At 45.4% G+C, this 17760-nt stretch carries 16 protein-coding genes; 7 read left to right on the forward strand and 9 right to left on the reverse strand.

The features are described 5' to 3' along the window. Positions 1-248: 248 nt before the first annotated feature. The 5 genes from QUA80_RS30605 to QUA80_RS30625 all read left to right on the forward strand — a co-directional run bounded on the left by QUA80_RS30605 (position 249) and on the right by QUA80_RS30625 (position 6174). Positions 249-1553: a serine/threonine-protein kinase gene (locus QUA80_RS30605; protein WP_333428704.1), complete on the forward strand. Its 1305-nt coding sequence runs from the start codon at positions 249-251 to the stop codon at positions 1551-1553. 143 nt (positions 1554-1696) lie between these two features. Beyond that, positions 1697-3118, forward strand: a complete 1422-nt coding sequence (locus tag QUA80_RS30610; protein WP_333428705.1) for a serine/threonine-protein kinase — start codon at positions 1697-1699, stop codon at positions 3116-3118. Positions 3119-3486: 368 nt separating this feature from the next. Then, positions 3487-3999: an inorganic diphosphatase gene (locus QUA80_RS30615; protein WP_333428706.1), complete on the forward strand. Its 513-nt coding sequence runs from the start codon at positions 3487-3489 to the stop codon at positions 3997-3999. Between the two features lie 679 nt (positions 4000-4678). Continuing rightward, entirely contained in the window at positions 4679-5587 is a 909-nt protein-coding gene (locus QUA80_RS30620) for an MBL fold metallo-hydrolase (RefSeq protein ID WP_333428707.1), read from the forward strand. A gap of 20 nt (positions 5588-5607) precedes the next feature. Then, on the forward strand, positions 5608-6174 hold the full coding sequence (locus tag QUA80_RS30625; protein WP_333428708.1) for a diheme cytochrome C: 567 nt from the start codon (positions 5608-5610) through the stop codon (positions 6172-6174). A 112-nt stretch (positions 6175-6286) separates the two neighbouring features. Here QUA80_RS30625 and QUA80_RS30630 read toward each other — a convergent pair whose 3' ends face one another. Beyond that, entirely contained in the window at positions 6287-7564 is a 1278-nt protein-coding gene (locus QUA80_RS30630; RefSeq protein ID WP_333428709.1) for a hypothetical protein, read from the reverse strand. A gap of 11 nt (positions 7565-7575) precedes the next feature. Between QUA80_RS30630 and QUA80_RS30635 the strand changes: the two genes are divergently transcribed. Continuing rightward, a complete protein-coding gene (locus tag QUA80_RS30635) occupies positions 7576-8688 on the forward strand; it encodes an IS630 family transposase (RefSeq protein WP_333428710.1) in 1113 nt (370 codons plus the stop codon). A 139-nt stretch (positions 8689-8827) separates the two neighbouring features. Here the strand turns inward: QUA80_RS30635 and QUA80_RS30640 are convergent, their stop codons facing one another. Beyond that, a complete protein-coding gene (locus tag QUA80_RS30640) occupies positions 8828-8983 on the reverse strand; it encodes a hypothetical protein (protein WP_333428711.1) in 156 nt (51 codons plus the stop codon). Between the two features lie 377 nt (positions 8984-9360). Further along, on the reverse strand, positions 9361-9525 hold the full coding sequence (locus QUA80_RS30645) for a hypothetical protein (protein WP_333428712.1): 165 nt from the start codon (positions 9523-9525) through the stop codon (positions 9361-9363). 170 nt (positions 9526-9695) lie between these two features. Here QUA80_RS30645 and QUA80_RS30650 point away from each other — a divergent pair, with 170 nt between their 5' ends. After that, the gene (locus tag QUA80_RS30650; protein ID WP_333428713.1) at positions 9696-10253 is read left to right on the forward strand and encodes an HPP family protein; all 558 of its coding nucleotides are present in this window, start codon (positions 9696-9698) and stop codon (positions 10251-10253) included. A 143-nt stretch (positions 10254-10396) separates the two neighbouring features. On the opposite strand, the gene QUA80_RS30655 is transcribed toward QUA80_RS30650, so the two are convergent. The 6 genes from QUA80_RS30655 to QUA80_RS30680 form a co-directional block, all read right to left on the reverse strand. Next, on the reverse strand, positions 10397-11533 hold the full coding sequence (locus tag QUA80_RS30655; protein WP_333428714.1) for a phosphodiester glycosidase family protein: 1137 nt from the start codon (positions 11531-11533) through the stop codon (positions 10397-10399). Between the two features lie 138 nt (positions 11534-11671). Further along, complete coding sequence (gene ppc, locus QUA80_RS30660; protein WP_333428715.1) at positions 11672-14797, reverse strand: phosphoenolpyruvate carboxylase; 3126 nt, start codon at positions 14795-14797, stop codon at positions 11672-11674. Positions 14798-15020: 223 nt separating this feature from the next. Further along, positions 15021-15245: a hypothetical protein gene (locus QUA80_RS30665; RefSeq protein ID WP_333428716.1), complete on the reverse strand. Its 225-nt coding sequence runs from the start codon at positions 15243-15245 to the stop codon at positions 15021-15023. Between the two features lie 114 nt (positions 15246-15359). After that, complete coding sequence (locus tag QUA80_RS30670) at positions 15360-15653, reverse strand: hypothetical protein (RefSeq protein ID WP_333428717.1); 294 nt, start codon at positions 15651-15653, stop codon at positions 15360-15362. 183 nt (positions 15654-15836) lie between these two features. Next, on the reverse strand, positions 15837-16316 hold the full coding sequence (locus QUA80_RS30675) for a hypothetical protein (RefSeq protein ID WP_333428718.1): 480 nt from the start codon (positions 16314-16316) through the stop codon (positions 15837-15839). 19 nt (positions 16317-16335) lie between these two features. After that, the gene (locus QUA80_RS30680) at positions 16336-17595 is read right to left on the reverse strand and encodes a hypothetical protein (protein ID WP_333428719.1); all 1260 of its coding nucleotides are present in this window, start codon (positions 17593-17595) and stop codon (positions 16336-16338) included. Between the last annotated feature and the right edge of the window lie 165 nt (positions 17596-17760).

The raw sequence follows: 17760 nt of genomic DNA on the forward strand, positions 1-17760 counted from the left end.
CCCTCTTCACTCCGAAAATGGAGCGATCGCACGCACTGAGAATAGAGCGAGCGCGCGCAAACTTGACATGCTCCCGTGCAAAAAAACAATCATCTCCGATCGGTAGGGGCGAGTTTTACCAACAATTTCCCCGTAAAACCAATCATCTCCTAAACCCGCCCCACCCAACGATAAATCCCTTAAACAAGTACAGACAATTGTATTTTTGTCAACTAAACTAGATTTAATCGCTTCTAGGGCAAGAGAACATGAGCGGACAAAACATCGGGGATTTGTCAGGAGAAATATTAGCAGATCGCTACAAGTGCGATCGGCGACTCGGCAAGCAAGCAGGACGGCAAACTTTACTCGCCCGCGACTTAAAAACGCAACAGCAAGTAGTAGTCAAACTCCTCTCATTCAGCAGCGACTTTAACTGGGAAGACTTAAAACTGTTCCAGCGAGAAGTCGAAACCTTAAAATCCCTATCCCATCCGGCAATTCCCCGATATCTAGACTCCTTTGAAATCGACACCCCCAACCGCAAAGGCTTCGCCCTCGTTCAGACTTACATCGAAGCCAAATCCCTACAAGAATATCTTTCAGACGGCCGCACCTTCAGCGAAAGCGAAGTCCAACAATTAGCAACAGCATTATTAGACATCCTCGCCTACCTGCACCAGCGACAGCCCCCCGTCATTCACCGCGACATTAAACCCAGCAATATCTTGCTCAAAAATCGATCGGGCAACAGCGTCGGCGAAGTTTACCTAGTCGATTTCGGTGCAGTTCAAACCCTAGCAACCCAACAAGGGAAAACAGTCACCGTTGTCGGAACTTACGGCTATATGCCGCCAGAACAATTTGGCGGGAGGGCCGTTCCCGCTTCCGACTTGTACGGCTTGGGAGCAACATTAATCGCCTTAATTACCAAGCAGCATCCTGCCGACTTGCCGCAGAAAGATTTGCAGATCGAATTCGAGCAATTCACCCAACTAAGCCCCGCTTTTACCAATTGGCTGAAGTGGATGACGCATCCGAGTTTAGAGCGCCGTCCCGCCTCAGCCCAAATAGCAAAAGAAGTTCTAGAAAAACCACAGGAAATAAATAAATATTCCCAGAAATTGAGACTGGGGAAAATTGTGAGTAGCGGCAGGGTGTTCGCAACTGCGATCGGCTACAGCACATTGACAGGAGCTATAGCTGTAGGAGCTTGTGCCGCAATTTACAGCACCTTTCTAATGGGGATATTGGGGACAATTATCGGAGGAATCCTGGGTATTGTTCTCGGCTTGCTGCTGGGTGTGGAGAACGGAATAATCGTCGGAATTGTGACTGTATCGAGTTTTTACCCCCTAACTAATCCCAAATCTCACCGACAGGTTTTAACTGCAATTAGTATTGGAATCTCCACCTTGACAAGCATCGTCTTCTTTCAAATGATGAATTTTAGTCCTGTATTGGATTCCAATTATATTTTCGTGGTGATTGCACCGTCGCTAATTGCAGGACTGTCAATGGGGGCAAGTACCAAGTCTATTGCCCGGTGGTATCAAAAAGAAAGTAGACTGTAATCTACAATTTACACTTTTGGACAAACTCAGACTCCTAGAAACCGGGTTTTTACGAAAATACTCCGTTACAAACGCCAGACTCGCTAAAAAACCCGCTTTCTGAACCCCGACGCTCCCCTCAAGTTAAAATTAAGGTAAAAAACATGACCAGCAAAATATTAGCAGAACGCTACGAAGTGCAGCGACAACTGGGAAAACAAACTGGTCGCCAAACGCTGCTGGCTCGTGATTTGCAAACTCAAAAATTAGTTGTCATCAAACAGCTATTCCTCGGCAGCGATTTTGAATGGCAAGACCTCAAGCTATTTGAACGGGAAGCGGAAACTTTAAAAGCACTCGATCACCCAGCAATTCCTCGTTACCTCGACTATCTAGAAATTGACGAACCTGACAGCAAAGGATTTGCCTTGGTACAGACTTATGTAGAGGGGAAAACTTTGGAAGAGCATTTGCGGTCGGGGCGTACTTTTAGCGAAAGCGAGGTGAAAGAATTAGCTAAATCGCTGTTAGAAATTTTGATTTATTTGCACGAGCAAAAGCCGGCTGTCATTCACCGCGATATTAAACCCAGCAATATTTTACTGCACAGCAGATCCGGTCACTCGGTGGGAAAAGTTTATTTAGTTGATTTTGGTTCGGTGCAGAACCAAGCGGCAAAATTTGGCGGTACAATTACAGTAGTGGGAACTTACGGATATATGGCGCCAGAACAATTTGGCGGGCGCTCGGTTCCGGCTTCTGACCTTTACGGTTTAGGTGCAACTTTAATTTATTTAGTAACGGGTTTGCATCCTACGGAACTGCCACAGCAGGATTTGATAATTCAATTTGCCGATCGGGTAAGGCATCTCAATTCTAATTTAATTGATTGGCTGGAGTGGATGACAGAACCTAGTTTGGAGAAACGCTTATCTTCGGCTGGGGAAGCATGGCACTCGCTCGACGAAAATCCCTTCGTTATCAACAAAATAAACAAAAATCCTATTGCAGTGCAGCCACTAGGCAGCGATATTAAACTCAAAAAAAATTCTGAATTTATAGAAATTGTAATTCCGCCACAAGGAGTAGGTTTCGGTTTAGTTGCCCTGCTTTCGGCCGCGATTGCTGCGAATTCTCCCTCATTCGTCAATGTTTTTAACTTGCCAGAGGATGACGGCACAATCACTAATTTACCACCGATAGATCCCAAACTTATTATGCTAGCAGGAGGTTTCTTAGCTGTGGTAGGAGTAATGTTTATGTTTGCACTATTTCGGGAATTGCGTTTCAGAATCGATCGCCAGCAAATCTCCTGTAGCAGCAATCTACTGGGGTTGAGATGGAATCATTCCAAGCCAGCCCCCAGACAGGATATTTGTCAGTTGGAAATTGAAGAAATTGAAGACACTAGGCGTTACCCGCCACAAAAATCATGGCGTGTTTATCAGTTGATTATTCAAGCCGGCAACCAAAAATATCAACTAGGAGTGAAGCAGAAACTAAGTGAATCAGAAATAGAGTGGTTGGCAACAGAACTTAGCCAGTGGTTGGGATTGAAAATTCAAAGAACTTTGACAGACGGTTGAATGACTAAGCTGTCGTGGATTTAAATTACATATTGTCTGTTCCCCGTTTCCCGTTCCCTGTTCCCTTTCACCAAATCCTCACACCCTCTTTAAATGCACAACAGCTTACATGGTAGATATGAAAATATCTCCCCACGACAAAAATACAGCATTCCCCTCTCAAACTGTGGGATGGGCGTCCCGCCCGTCCGGTGTTCGCAGAAAGTGGGACACCCCACAAGCCTGATCCTCAAATTGTGTAACCCCGATCGCCCCCGCTTTCTATCAATCTCATGCAGCCGTCGGCCCCGATCGCCCGTAAAATGCTATCAAAGGGGTTTGGCAAATAGCCGTCATCCCCGATCATCTGTTAACTTGGAGATATTGTTGTGGACTTATCGCTAATTCCGGCACAGCCGAAACCAGGACTGCTCAACGTCCTGATCGAAATTACCGCCGGTAGCAAAAACAAGTACGAATTTGATAAAGACTTACAAGCCTTTGCTCTCGATCGGGTGCTTTCTTCCTCAGTCCAATATCCGTGCGACTACGGCTTCATACCCAATACCTTAGCCGATGATGGCGACCCCCTCGACGGCATGGTGATGATGGATGAACCCACATTTCCAGGGTGCATTATCGCAGCCCGTCCGATCGGAATGCTGGAAATGATCGACGGAGGCGACAGGGACGAAAAACTGCTTTGCGTTCCCGACAAAGACCCCCGCTACGCTCACTATAAGTCCCTCAAAGACGTAGCCCCCCACCGCTTGGACGAAATAGCCGAATTTTTTAGAACCTACAAAAATTTGGAGAAAAAAGTGACAGAAATTCTGGGGTGGCAAGATGTCGATCGAGTAATGCCGTTAGTGGAAAAGTGCGTCGCAGCCGATCGCAAGTAAACCCCCAGGGCGTGTTTTATTTCCCCGGAGATCCCCCCTAGCCCCCCTTAATCAGGCGGAGGACAAGAGCATTCTTGCATCCCCGGAGGGGAATGCCAGGGGCATCTGAATCTCATTTTAAAAGCAAAAAAACACGTCCTAGCCAGCACTTCTCGACTGCAACCAGACAAAAAAATCAGCAGGCTCAACTTAATGCGACCGCTGCACGTCTAGGAATCCAGTCGAGGAGCCGATCGCCCCGGAGCGTTAAATCACTCCTGAATGCTCAGTCACAGGCAGATAGAGCTTAGAAGCCACTCCGGCGTAATGTTGAAAAAAATATTATTTGAGCGAGTAGAGACTAAATTCTGTCTTCTGAGGACTGGCTTCTACCTTTAAAGAAATTTAACTGGAAAATTTACTGCGATCGCCTCAAATCAACGCTATCTTAATCTAAACGGATTGCTCGGAACGCAGAAAATCTTCAACAGCAAACAGCGTGGAGAGAATGCTCTCTCAAGTCTAAAACAGTCCTGGACGCACTCGAAAAAAAACCGGTTTCTCGTTGTCGCGATCGATCGTATATGACCAAATTACGTGCAGAAACCTGGTTTTTGCGTCCAGGACTGTAAAATCAAAAAACTAAAAAGTAAAAACTAAAATCTCAACCCCAAAATTCCTGCACATAAACCTAGAAAAAATGCCTAATTCCGAACACTCCCCCGCAAATCCACAGCCTTCTGATGGCAAAGCCACTATGGAAAATAGTCCTTTGACCGAGTTTGTCGTTCAGTTTTGGGGCGTGCGGGGCAGCATCGCCACCCCCGGCACCAAAACACTGCGCTACGGAGGCAACACCTCTTGCGTAGAAATGCGCTTGGGGAAAAAACGCCTGATTTTTGACGGTGGTACGGGCCTGCGAGTTCTGGGCCTCAATCTGCTGCGGCAAATGCCGGTGGAAGCCCATATGTTTTTTAGTCATACTCACTGGGATCACATTCAAGGGTTTCCGTTCTTTACTCCTGCCTTTATCCCGGGGAACTGCTTTCACATTTACGGTGCGATCGCCCCCAACGGCACTACAATCAAACACCGTCTTGCCGACCAAATGCTGCACCCCAATTTTCCCGTCCCCATCCAGGTGATGCAATCAGATCTCAAATTCAACGATTTGACGCCTGGGGATATTCTCGAACTCGACGATGTGAAAATAGAAACGGCACTGCTGAACCATCCCAACACCGCGATCGGATATCGAGTCACCTGGGAGGGACACACAGCCGTCTACTGCACCGATACAGAACACTTTCCCGATCGCCTCGACGACAACGTGTTACACCTAGCTCGCAACGCCGACGTGCTGATTTACGACGCCAACTACACCAACGAAGAGTATTATGACTTCAAAACCCCAAAAGTCGGCTGGGGACACTCGACTTGGCAAGCAGGAGTAGAAATAGCGAAATCTGCTGGAGTCAAAAAAATCGTGATGTTTCACCACGATCCGGGTCACGACGACAATTTTCTCGATCGTATAGAAGCAGACGTGCAAGCAGCGTTCGCCAATAGCTGCTTAGCCCGCGAAGGCATGAGCATACCAGTGATTTAACCAAAAATAAATTCAGAATTATGAAACAGGAAAAACCCCGCAAACGTCGCAGAGTAGGCTTGCGGGGGCTTTACTCAACGTTGCTAGTGTTGATAATTATCTGCTGTACCTGCGGCGGATGGGTTGCAGCTCAGACTGCCTATTCTCGCACTCCGGCGCGACTTGCTCAGGTGTCTTCGATCGAGGATACTGGTACGGTCGATCGCATTCCCGAACGCTACCAACTCGGACAGCAACTGTATCTAGAAAACTGCGCCACCTGTCACATCGGTTTACCGCCGCAAGTATTACCTACAGAAACCTGGCGCCGGTTGCTGCAAGATTCCCAACACTACGGGCAAACCCTCAAACTCCTGGTAGACCCGCCCCGGCTGCTAGTCTGGAACTACCTGCAAACTTTTTCCCGTGCCCAAGCAAAAGACGAAGAACTCGCCTACCGAGTCGCCAGTTCTCGCTATTTCAAAGCTCTGCACCCCAAAGTCAAAATGTCACAACCCGCAAATATCAGCAGTTGCGTTACTTGTCACCCCGGCGCGTCTCAATACAATTTCCGCAAGCTTACCCCCGAGTGGGAAAACTCTCCGTAGGGAATGCAGGACTTACCCACAAACTCTTGAGTAGGGGCGTTATGCGGGCTGATTGGGTCGTGGGTTTATCCCTTGAAGGCGGATGAGGAGATTTTTTGATTAGTTAGCTGACTTAGCCTTCATCTTCCATCACATTTTTCTGGAAATTTGGGTAAGGGTTCAAGTCGAATTCCTGTCCGTGTAATTGAAAAAGCTTTTCCTTAATTTCTTTGTGTTCTTCTCTTGCTTTTCGGCGTCCATATACCTGATCATTTTGTTCAATTCGCTCAATCAAAAACTCTATTGCCTCTTTATCAAAGACTTCAAGGTAAGGAGATATGGCTTCCTGAAATCGAGAGTCTGCTTCATCATAACTTCTGCTAGCACAGTAATAACTAGATAGTATGCGACAAAATAAATTTTGCCACTCTTTTGTATCAGCTATCTCAAGCAAAAGTTTTAATTCGACCATCGTAAAATAGAAGTTAATATCATTTTCTATCAAAAATAAGATGTCTTCATAGTGTACCTGTAAATTCTCCTTTACAAACCATCCAAAGATTTTGGTTGTGTTACTAGTTTTAACCTTATGCTGTATTTTAAGTTTCGCATCTTCATTAAGAAGATCATAAATCTTAGGATTTTTTGACAAATAAAGTACTAAAAAAACCAAAGGGACTGGACTCGATGAAACATTACTATAATAGTCTTTCTCTCCTTTTATTTGGTTGAGAATACTTTCGGGCTTCCTATTTCCGATTACCTCAAGTGTTCGCAAATTGATAGCTCTGTTTTTTGTGCAATCTTCGTCCTCCAGCTTAAATACCAACTTCCACAAACTTCTATAAATAGAAAGTTCAACTTCAGGTTTAAGTCTACTTAAATATCGACTTTCTAGATATCTTTTTACTCTTTCTATAGTATTAAGTGCTGGCGCTGCTTCCGCAATATCCTCTAAAAGTTCGTCAATTATTTTTTTAGTGTAGAAAGGTGGCTTTATAAGCAAATCCTCCAGAGTATTTCTAATCAGCGCCCTCACCGTTTCTTTGTTAGGTGTATGTAATTGTCTATCTGAGTCTAATATAGGGTGAGCGGATAGATGGCGTTGCTTTTGAAGATATAGCAGATTTTCATATTCTGAGTTATCCAACAGATTTGTCTTTGCATGGGTATCCTCAATCAGTTTAACTTCCCAAGAGGATGATTTGGAATCTTTTTTTTGTAATTTTGTAAGCTCATCAAGAATTGATTTTGCATCTGTGTCTTGATATAAATCAACAAGATATTCAAGTTTATACACTATGTCACAAACAGCGACAGACCAAAGCATTACCACTGCGGAACGATAGTTGCCATTGTGGTAAGCTGTTGTACCTTTAAATAGGGTATAATAAAAATTAAGTTTAGTCAATTTCTACAAAAATGCCAGCCAAAAACCATCTCAATTCCCAACAAATAGAAAAACTCCAGAAAGCCTTACAAGAGGAAGAAAAGCCAAATGTCAGAGAAAGAATTCTGATTTTATTATTGCTCAATGACGGAAAAACACAATCGAAAATCGCTGAGTTTTTGGGTTGTTCAATAAATAAAGTATCTTATTGGTGTATCAAGGGAGACCCAGACAATCTAGAAAGTCTAATTGATGAGAGAATGAAGGGAAATCACAAAAAAGCCACCGATAAATATATAGAAATGTTATTAAAAACTATAGAGAAAGACCCTCAAGAATTAGGATATGACTTTGGACGATGGACAGCGCAGAGATTAGCAACATACTTGGAGGAATCCACAGGTATAAAATTAAGTGGAGTCCAAGTTCGGAGGATATTAAAGAAAAAAAAGTATGTTTACATCTGGGCTAAGTATAGCCTGGAGTCAAAGAGAAATCCCGAAAAAAGAACAGCGTTTAAAATAAAGATAGCCGAATATTTAAAAATAGAAAAAGAATCGCCCGAACGGTTACAGGTATGGTTTTGGGACGAAAGTGGATTTAGTTTAAGAGTCACCAGAAGAAAGAACTGGTGTAAAAAAGGAAGCCGAAAAAAGGTCAGAGGAGACCGAAGAAAAGGCAGAATCAATGTAATGGGAGGAGTGAGAAATTCCGATAAAAAAAGGTGGGTAGAGTTCATCAAAAAAGGCAATTCATATAATTTTTATCAAGTGCTAAAACTCTTTTATGAAGAGCTAATCAATGAATGGGTATCAGCAGGTAATCAAGCCTCAGAATTTTCTGAAAAAGGAGCGAAAATAGTGATTGTTCTGGATAATGCTAGTTTTCATAAAAAAGAAGAGTACCTGAAAATAATTGAAACAGAAATGCCTAATATTCATTTAGAATTCCTCCCCGAATACAGCCCAGACTATAACTTAATTGAATTAGTATGGCATTCGGCAAAAGAATATATTGCTAATCGACTTTTTACATCTATTGAAGAGCTAGAGTATTTATTGCACCGCCTCTTAAATGAAGGGCAATTAATAATTAAATGGGGTCGCAAAGTCAAAAATAAGGGCAATGCTTGTATCACAGTTTAAATGTGCAACAGCTTACGAAGATAGAACTTCTTGAAAATAATCTTTTGTCTTGCCGGAATGTATTTTTTCTGAAAGATTTTCTAAAGAGAATTCTAACATTATAAATAATTTCCTCAATTATAGCTTTCTGGTGAAACAGCTAAGAGCATTTCACATTTTCTTTTTTCGCTTCTGCTTGTTCTAATAAGCTCATTAATTTCTGAGCAGCATCACCATAATTATAAGGCGACCAAACACGATAATCTGCCCCCTTATCCAAGGGTTTTAACATTTCTTCTTTCGCCAACTCAGCCATTAAGAACTGCATTATTTGAAACTTCTCAGCAGGGGATAACTGCCGAAGTTTGTCTAATAATTCAAGATTTGAAATAAAAGACCATTGAATTCATTTCTCCATTTTACCACGACCTTGAGATTTAAACCACACCCAAACATCTTGGTTTTAACTCTTTATCTGCGTCCATCTGCGCTCATCTGCTCCCATCTGCGGTTAAAGCTAAAACACAAACTAAACAGGCAAAAACAGTTCTGAAAAACTAAATTCAATCTCAGGAAAAGCTAGCATTCTAATCGCAGCATTATCTGCAACAACTATCTCAGATTGATCGCCTCCCGGTGCAGGATTCCGGTAAATATATGCCTCCCGTGCCTTGCAGATTTCGGAACAGTAGGTCAACGCGAAATACCAGCAGGTAGAGAAAAAAGTGCCAGTGCGCCCAAAGCCGAAACGCCCTCAGACGATGCAGATGGATGAGCAATGGTCAAGGGTGAACCACTACCGGCAACAAGCAGTGGGTGTGGCCAGCCGATGCCCAAACCGGCTCTCCCAGTCGGCACAAATAACCTCTCGCTTTACCCTCATCAACTCTGACGGCTAACGGTGAAGTGGCATAGAAGGAAAAAATCTGTGCCTTTAACTACTTTTTGAGCAATTGTTATGATATCTTAACTTTAGCGGAGGCTAGTTCAGACAATTTAAGAAGCCTGGTTATCAACTAACCTGATTTATGATTGACATTAAAAAGATTCAACTGAAATGGGAAAGTTATTGGTTTAAAACCTTTGGGAGATGGCGATCGTGTCCGTTGACCTGCCCAGTAGACAGACCTCATCCTCGGCATATTTTTTGGAGTTGGATTGGCAGTTTTTTGGCAATTACTGCAACGTCCTATCTTGCTGTAAAAACTAATTCTCCTTTATTAATGGCTCCGTTTGGCGCTACAAGCGTTCTGATCTTTGGTGTCCCTGACAGCCCTTTGGCTCAACCCCGGAATGTGATTGGGGGCAATTTCTTAGCTGCTCTCACCAGTTTAATGATTCTGCATTTTCTCGGTTCTTCTCCCTGGGCGATGGGAATGGCTGTTTCTAGTGCGATCGGAATTATGCAGATTACCAGAACTCTACATCCCCCTTCGGGAGCAGTTGCCTTAGTCGTAATGATGACCCAACCAGACTGGAAATTTTTGCTAACACCTGCTTTTGAGGGCTCGATAATCTTGGTCTTGTGCGCCGTCATCTTTAATAATTTAGCGGCAGAAAGGACGTATCCCCAGCACTGGTTATAGCATTATCTCTAATTCTCTCATCCTTCCCTCGGGAGCACTACCCAAAATCTGGATGCTCCCTCTATTCCTTCTTCCTTCTTCGTTCTTTCCTCCATCCGTTACATCCCGATTCAGTGCGCGTTGCCGAACTTCCTGCTGCTAGATCAATCAAAAAACACTGATTTGTCCGGCATTGGTCGAGATCCCTTTTGAAAGCGTTCCCAGGACTCCTTTAACTGAGCCGGCGCTGGATATTCGCGATCGTAAACCACCAGGACATTCGTCAAATTCCGTCCCGGCGGCAATAAAATCTGCCCTTGATGAGCCAAACCCACCGAAGCGCCCCCGTCCAAATTCATCGCTTCAAAACAGCCAATCGCCTGCATAACCTTAGCTTCTGCTTCCAAAGACAAACTATCAAGAAAAGTCACCAAAAATAACTTATCTCTCGAAGCCGGAAAGCCGATCGCCGTTCTCGAACCCACGCCCAAAACATGAGAATCTTTAAAACCTTCCGATAAAGGAGACAGCCAAACTTTCCCCCCTTTAACCAATCTCGGCCCGCAAGTCAGAGAAAACCAATGTTGACTCCAATCCGGCTGACCTTCGATTCTAGCCGTCACCATTTCCAATTGATTTCCCGCTTTAATCCCCAAAGTCGTGCCGTAATTTTCCCATCGGCTGTATTTGAGAAACTTACCCGCCGCCACCATATTTCCCAGCACAGATTTCTGCTCATCTTTACCAAAAAAAGTCCCGTTAGCAACAACAGCAGCCCGGTAACGCGCCACCATATTTTCAAAAGGTTCATCGCCCCGTGTTACTTTAGAAGTATTTGCAAAGTCTGCATTATTTGCTAACCCAATTGTCAGATAAATTTCGGGGTCGGCGAGGTCAATTGTTGTGAGATAAAAACTTGCGCCAGCTACATTTTGGCGACTGACTTGTAGGGGTTTTGCTTGCTTAGCGGAACGTCTGATAATTTGAGGTTGAGACGGCTGCACAGCAGGATAATTTTCGGGCGATTTTACAATAGGATTACTCGGCAGAGGTTGATTGGTTTTTGCGGATTTTACACTGGGATTGCTAGGGAGAGGTTGAGGAGTTTGATTTGATTGTATACTGGATAAAAAAGCGAGTGACTTTTGCCACAGTTGACCCGCCAGAGTCAAGAAACTATCTCGGTTTTGGGCGATCGCAAAATAGTCAGCCGCAACCCGCGCCAAAGCTATGCCCGTTAAAAATAAAAAAGTGCGCCGCAGCATCGGGCGACAACCTTCAGACTGTTTGCGTTTAGACATAAAAAAATCTCAGCTAGGATAGCGAACAGTTTCCTATGGCTGTGACTACAATGGGCGATCGCCTGAATACTGAAACTACCAGTAGCAAGGTGCTCCATCGCGCACCTCACCACTAATTCAAAACTCAAAACTATTTCCCTAGCCGGTATTCCGCATCCCCGCAGCAATTCCATTAATCGTCAGCAGAGCTCCCCGCAACAATTCACCCTTGCTGTAACGCGAGTGAATCACCCCCGGAACCCCGCCACTACCGTGCTGCCGCAAGCGTTTCAGCAGCGAAACCTGCAACAAACCCAAAGGCACAATCGTCGCATTTCGCAACTGCACCGAACGCTGCAGCGACGGATCTCCATCCAATAAACGCGGGTGTCCGGTAATAGTTAAAACCAAACCCCGAATCAAGTGAAATTCCGCAGCAATTTGCTCGAATAAAGTCTGAAAACGCTCCTTTTCAGCCGGCAAAGCTAACTCCCGCACGTAGTGTTCAGCAATCTGCAAATCCACCTTAGATAAAGTCATTTCCACCTTAGAAATTACCATTCTAAAAAACGGCCATTTCAAGTAAAAATACTGCAAAAGTTTCAAATGTTCTTCCGGTTCCTCCAGCAAAAACTCTTGCAAAGCCGTGCCGACACCGTACCAAGAAGGAAGTAAAAAGCGGCTTTGAGTCCAGCTAAACACCCACGGAATTGCTCGCAAACCGCTGATATCTTTTTTGCCACCGCGACGGGCTGGGCGAGAACTAATTTGCAACTGGCTAATTTCTTGAATCGGGGTAACTTGGTGGAAGAAATCGACTAAATCCGGCTGTTCGTAGATTAAATGGCGGTAGTGCGATCGCGATCTCACCGACAACTCTTCCATAATCTCATTCCAAGGGTCGATGCCGTCAAAACCAGTGTGCAGCAAACTCGCTTGAATTACCGCCGCTACCACTGTTTCCAGATTGTAAAGCGCCAACTCCGGCAAAGAATATTTAGAAGCCAAAACCTCGCCTTGTTCGGTAATCTTAATTCGCCCGCTAATACTCTTTCCAGGCTGAGCCAAAATTGCCTTGTAAGCCGGCCCGCCGCCGCGCCCTACAGAACCGCCTCGGCCGTGAAAAATCCGCAACTCTACATTGTATTTTTCCGCAACCATTTGCAAAGCTTTTTGAGCTTTGTGGATTTCCCAATTGCTGCTGAGGAAACCAGAATCTTTATTGCTGTCCGAATAGCCCAGCATCACCTCTTGCAATTTAAGAGTTTCGATTGGACATTGGATATTTTCTTCGCTTTTTTCTGCTAGTTCCTGCGCGTATCCTCCTGTTAGCAAAGCTCGATAAAGCGGCAAATCAAATAGTTCCTGCATTACTTCCGGCGCTTTTTTCAAATCTTCCACAGTTTCAAACAGGGGAACTACTTGAATGCTGCTAATTCCTGTCGCCGGATCGTAAAGTCCGGCTTCTTTTGCTAACAGCAAAACTGCCAGCAAATCGCTGACATCGTGGCTCATGCTGATGACGTAAGTTTGGCAAATTTCCGGGCCAAACTCCTGCTGCATTTGCCGCAATATTCGGAAGGTATTGATCGTCTCGCAAGTTTTGGGAGAAAAGGGCAATTCTGCTGGAATTAAAGGGCGGCGAGTTTGGAGTTCTGTTGCGAGCCAAATAATTCGATCGCATTCCGACATTTGATTGTAAGACTTGGGCAAAATTTGCAAGTATTCAGCAATTTCGCTCAAAGCGTCGGAGTGTACAGTTGACTCTTGGCGGATATCTAGGTAAGCCAAATTAAATCCGTAAATTTCTACTTGGCAGATCAGATTTTCCAAGTCCCGACAGCTCAAACCTGTTTCCACTAAATTGTGTTCGATGAGCTGCAGCTCGGCCAAAAACTCAGCGCCCGATCGATAAAGGCCCGACATTCCGGGATTTTCTGACAAAGCTTCGCGTTCCCGCTGCAACTCGTCTCCTTTGTAGAGCCGCCAATTGCGATCGCGCGTATTTTCCAGCCGCTGGAGTACGTAAGCCAGCTTCAGGCGATAAGGTTCTTGGCGGTAGCGAATCGCCCACTGCTCGTAAACATCCGGAAATTCCGATTTGTCGCGATCGAGAGATTCGAGCAATTCCGGGAGCACGTCGCTCCAGTGCAGCGACAGACTCAAAAGCTCGTTGAGCCGCTTCACTGCGGAGATGTACTTCTCTACCACCAAGTGCCGCTGATAGCAAGCCGTTTGCCAAGTTACCTTAGGAGTCACAGAAGGATTACCGTCCCTGTCCGATCCCACCCACGAACCGAACTTGCAAAAATTGTAACTCGGGGGTTTCAGGTAAGGATAAGAAGCGTGCAGAGCTTGCTTGAGGCGGTGGTAGAGTTCGGGAATAGCATCAAACAGCACTTCCTCGAAGTAGTGCAGAGTGTACTCCACCTCATCGAGAACAGTCGGCTTGAACTGGTGCAGTTCGTCAGTGCGCCACCACAGGCGAATTTCTTCCATCAATTGCTCTTGGAGAGCTGCGGCTTCCCAGCAAGACACCGGGTAGGGGCTTGAAGAGTCGGCCCCGATCACCTGAAATTTCTCGTCAACTTGGTCTAGCTGTTGGAGAATCTTCGCCATTCGCCGCTGTTTGGTGCGGATCGTGTGGCGGACAATTTCCGTCGGGTGAGCTGTAAATACCAAGCGGATGTCTAACTGATCGATCAAGCGCTGGATTTGCTGGCTGGGCACGTTCAAGCGCAGCAGCATCGGGAACAGTTGGTGAAAAGTTCCGGCATCTCGGGCGATCGTATCGCTGCTGTCTGCACCGCGAGGAGCCATTTGGGCGGGGCCGGGGCCTTCCCTGTGGCGCGGGCGATCGGGGGCATCCGTTGCTTGTCCTGGCAGCTTAGAAAACATCCGCCCACCAGCGTCGTTGCTGCTTGCGTAAGCTAGCTGTTGGTCTCGCTGTTCGTAATGCTGTTCGACAATGTTGATCAACTGAAAATACAGTGCAAAAGCCCGAGCGGCGCGGATCGCCGCGTTGAGGTCGAGCTTTTCGATTAGCTGTACGACATTCGAATCGCGAAAGTGAGTGGCCTGTCCCTCGGCGGAATTGACCGATCGCATTTGTTGGAGCAAATCTACCAATTCCTGCCCGCACTCCTGTCGCAGCACCGATTCCCACAAGTCCTCTACTACTTTGAGGCGATTGCGCAGAAACAGGTCTGATTTTGAGTAAGCAGGAGCATGGGAAATAGATGTTGCATCAATAGCCTGTTCTGAAGACTGGAGGACTGAACTCATCGGGCTGTTCCTCAATAGCTGCGGGTGTCTGTGAAAATTGTATTGTTTAGTTTCGCCTAAAACACTTTTATTTGCAGTCAAATTTGAGACAACTTATTTGAAGGCAAAACGCAGTTATTTGGAAGGTTGAAGCAAAGACAAATTTTCACTGCACGGATTTTACCTTTTGTCAAGCTTTCAGGTCAAAAGAATTAGCTTGTAGCTGCATCCTTCCTTCGGCTTTCTAATCCTGTGATTGAGGAAAGTTGAGCAAGGGGAGGCGCGAGCCCCGAAAGACTTCTTCGCTTTCAACGCCGATCGACGCAACAAACTCAGCAGCAGCTTTAGACACCATCAACCCGCCCAGCATGGGTAAGGCGGCCAAGCTCAATAAAATGTCTGAGGGAACTGGCAACTTTGGACTGTTAGGTGTTTGAGTTTTGGGCAAGTCTTGGTTTTCCGACGGCATAAATCTTTCCTGCGTATTCTGTTATCCCTAGTTTACAAGCTAGCGCGGGTTTTCTTGCCTCGTTGTATCCTAGATTGGGGCGAGATCCGTGTTCATCCAAGAATTAGTGCCGTGTCATCGCACGCCAGGCAGGGGTGCGTGCTGATATCCCCTGAAGGATGTGACACAAAAATTAGAGCGCACGACGATCGCCCCCTGGATCGAGAGCCCGATCGAAGGCGCGTACAAAAGTTCGATCGCCGGCAAAGTCGATCGCACAGTTCGATCGCCGGCAAAGTCGATCGCCCTTCCTTGTGAAACTATCGATAATAATTGGATTGCACAAAATTGCTCTCCTGCAAAGTCGATCGACTGAAAGGAAATTGTATCCTGTGTACGATCGCCCGAGGGGTGTAAAACTATCAACAATCATTCGATCGCACAAAAGACTCGCTTGTAAAGTCGATCGACTCAAAGGAAATTGTACCCGTGTGCGATCGTCCGAGTCAGGTCAAACTATCGACAATCAGAGAGATCGCACAAAATGACTAGCCCGCCCCGGTCGATCGACTCAAAGGAAGTTGTGCGCGAGCGGGAGATGCAAATTTAAAGTTAATCAGTGTCATAATCAAGATCCTCCCACTCACCCCATTCATCTTTACACCACCCCAAACTACGCCAATATCCATGACTATCGGATTGTTTTTCAAAAACAAACTCAAGGAGGCTCTCACCAGTTTTTAAGCATAAACGCTTTTTGCTAGTCATGTCGAACAAAAATAGAGTAAGACTAACATGAAAAATATCTTCCCCACTTTCAGTTCCTACCATCTCCCCGCCAATCACAGCCGACCATGCTGTATGATACAAAGGAGCATTTTCTTGCTCTTCACTCCAAATCCATCTATTAAATGATGGGGAATGTGAATATTTGATATGTAAGTTGATTTCAGGAGCGCGGTGAAACTCCTGTCCCATAAATTTTTGAAAATCATCAAGGATTGCATCAACAATTTCCTGCCAGGTTTCTTGGGTATATGCTTCTAGATTTTTCCCTGCATTCCAAAGCTTTTGTTCGAGAATAGGATTCATATTTTGACCTCTAAGGTACTCATTTACTGATTTCAAAATAGTTGGGGCTATTAATCCATTTATTAGGAGAGACAGGCGTTCCTGGTCTGACTCGACCCCCTGGGAATCTACTGATTCCGCTACCACCGTATGCAGTGATGACGCGAGTAAAATCATTATCTTGAGTGATAACTACGTTCCCGTCCTTATAAAATACAGTAACTTGCCGACCATTATCATTTATCCCGATAAACACACGCTCTGGTTTGTTGATGATATCAGCTTGTAGCTGCTCAGAAAAATCATGCTTACCCGCATGTCCTGGCTGACCAGAAGGATTTGGCAATGCACCCTGCATATCTTTTTCAGAAAATTGTGGTCTATTATGAACCCGCAAACCCTGTGATAATGATTCTTCATCGGTTAATCGACGTGGCTCCGAATGAAAAGTACCAGCAGCGTTCCCAGAATTCACCTGAAAAACTTGACTGACTATGCTTAGGATATCTCTCGCACTAGCTGCCGTCATATTGCCAGCCGCTACTAGCGCTGCCACCTGTGCCGGCGCTGCTATTAAAGCACTGCCACCACTACCTCCAATAGTTAGTCCGATCAACAAAATTCCTAGTATTCCTGCTAGAAAAGTTAATCCGTTGGCAACGGCTCTTCCTAGCTGAAAACTCAGATTATTCCGGTAATATGCCTCAATTTCAGCATGGGATTTTGCCCCTGGTGGGTACAAGAGGTCAGCTACATCCTTGAGGATACCGACGCCATTTATCAGAGAGTGGTAAATGAATCCTTTGAGAAAATCTATGACAGCCTGTTTTCCCTGTGCCATTACCCTACGAAATTCGCGAAGAAATTTCTGTATTTTGTCCTGATTTGGTGAGCTACCACCACCAGGCCCAGCAACCCAATTATCTGGAAAATTCTCTACTTCTCGTGGAGGAGTAACAGTACGACGCGGTGGTGTCCAAATATCATCACTCGGCTTCGGAGGCTTCTGTAAATCGATAGGCACCTGTTTTTTCGGCGCCTTATTCAACCGCGGCGCCTCCCCAAATTCCGGCAAATTATTCGTCTGCGTCTGTGTTCCTTTCGGGTCAAATGCTCCCGTTTTCGACTCAGATTCACCCGGCAAATACTTGCCATCTTTCCAACTAGACTTCGACCAGCTTTCACTCCAATTATTTCGACCATCATCCCATACTGTCCCGCTGCGAGTCCAACTCCAACTGCTGCCATTACTCGTCGAAACACCCGCTTTCGTCACCGATTCTGAGTCGTAACCGCTCACAGTTTCCGTCCAACTGTAACCTCCCTTAAAATAAGACTTGCTGTAACTCTCACTCCAGCTAGAATACTTGGAAACCGAACTAGCTACGCTTACTTTTCACGGCATCTCTGAAAGGTAGAGTAGGAGGTCATTCTAGGCAAAAGGGGTAGATGGTGATATCATCTG

Source organism: Microcoleus sp. F4-D5, assembly GCF_036704885.1.
Classification (GTDB): domain Bacteria; phylum Cyanobacteriota; class Cyanobacteriia; order Cyanobacteriales; family Microcoleaceae; genus Microcoleus.

Coding starts and splice junctions, on each gene's coding strand:
- QUA80_RS30605 (WP_333428704.1), top strand. CDS start 249: ATGAGCGGACAAAACATCGGGGATTTGTCAGGAGAAATATTAGCAGAT.
- QUA80_RS30610 (WP_333428705.1), top strand. CDS start 1,697: ATGACCAGCAAAATATTAGCAGAACGCTACGAAGTGCAGCGACAACTG.
- QUA80_RS30620 (WP_333428707.1), top strand. CDS start 4,679: ATGCCTAATTCCGAACACTCCCCCGCAAATCCACAGCCTTCTGATGGC.
- QUA80_RS30625 (WP_333428708.1), top strand. CDS start 5,608: ATGAAACAGGAAAAACCCCGCAAACGTCGCAGAGTAGGCTTGCGGGGG.
- QUA80_RS30635 (WP_333428710.1), top strand. CDS start 7,576: ATGCCAGCCAAAAACCATCTCAATTCCCAACAAATAGAAAAACTCCAG.
- QUA80_RS30640 (WP_333428711.1), bottom strand. CDS start 8,983: ATGGCTGAGTTGGCGAAAGAAGAAATGTTAAAACCCTTGGATAAGGGG.
- QUA80_RS30650 (WP_333428713.1), top strand. CDS start 9,696: ATGATTGACATTAAAAAGATTCAACTGAAATGGGAAAGTTATTGGTTT.
- QUA80_RS30655 (WP_333428714.1), bottom strand. CDS start 11,533: ATGTCTAAACGCAAACAGTCTGAAGGTTGTCGCCCGATGCTGCGGCGC.
- ppc (WP_333428715.1), bottom strand. CDS start 14,797: ATGAGTTCAGTCCTCCAGTCTTCAGAACAGGCTATTGATGCAACATCT.
- QUA80_RS30665 (WP_333428716.1), bottom strand. CDS start 15,245: ATGCCGTCGGAAAACCAAGACTTGCCCAAAACTCAAACACCTAACAGT.
- QUA80_RS30675 (WP_333428718.1), bottom strand. CDS start 16,316: ATGAATCCTATTCTCGAACAAAAGCTTTGGAATGCAGGGAAAAATCTA.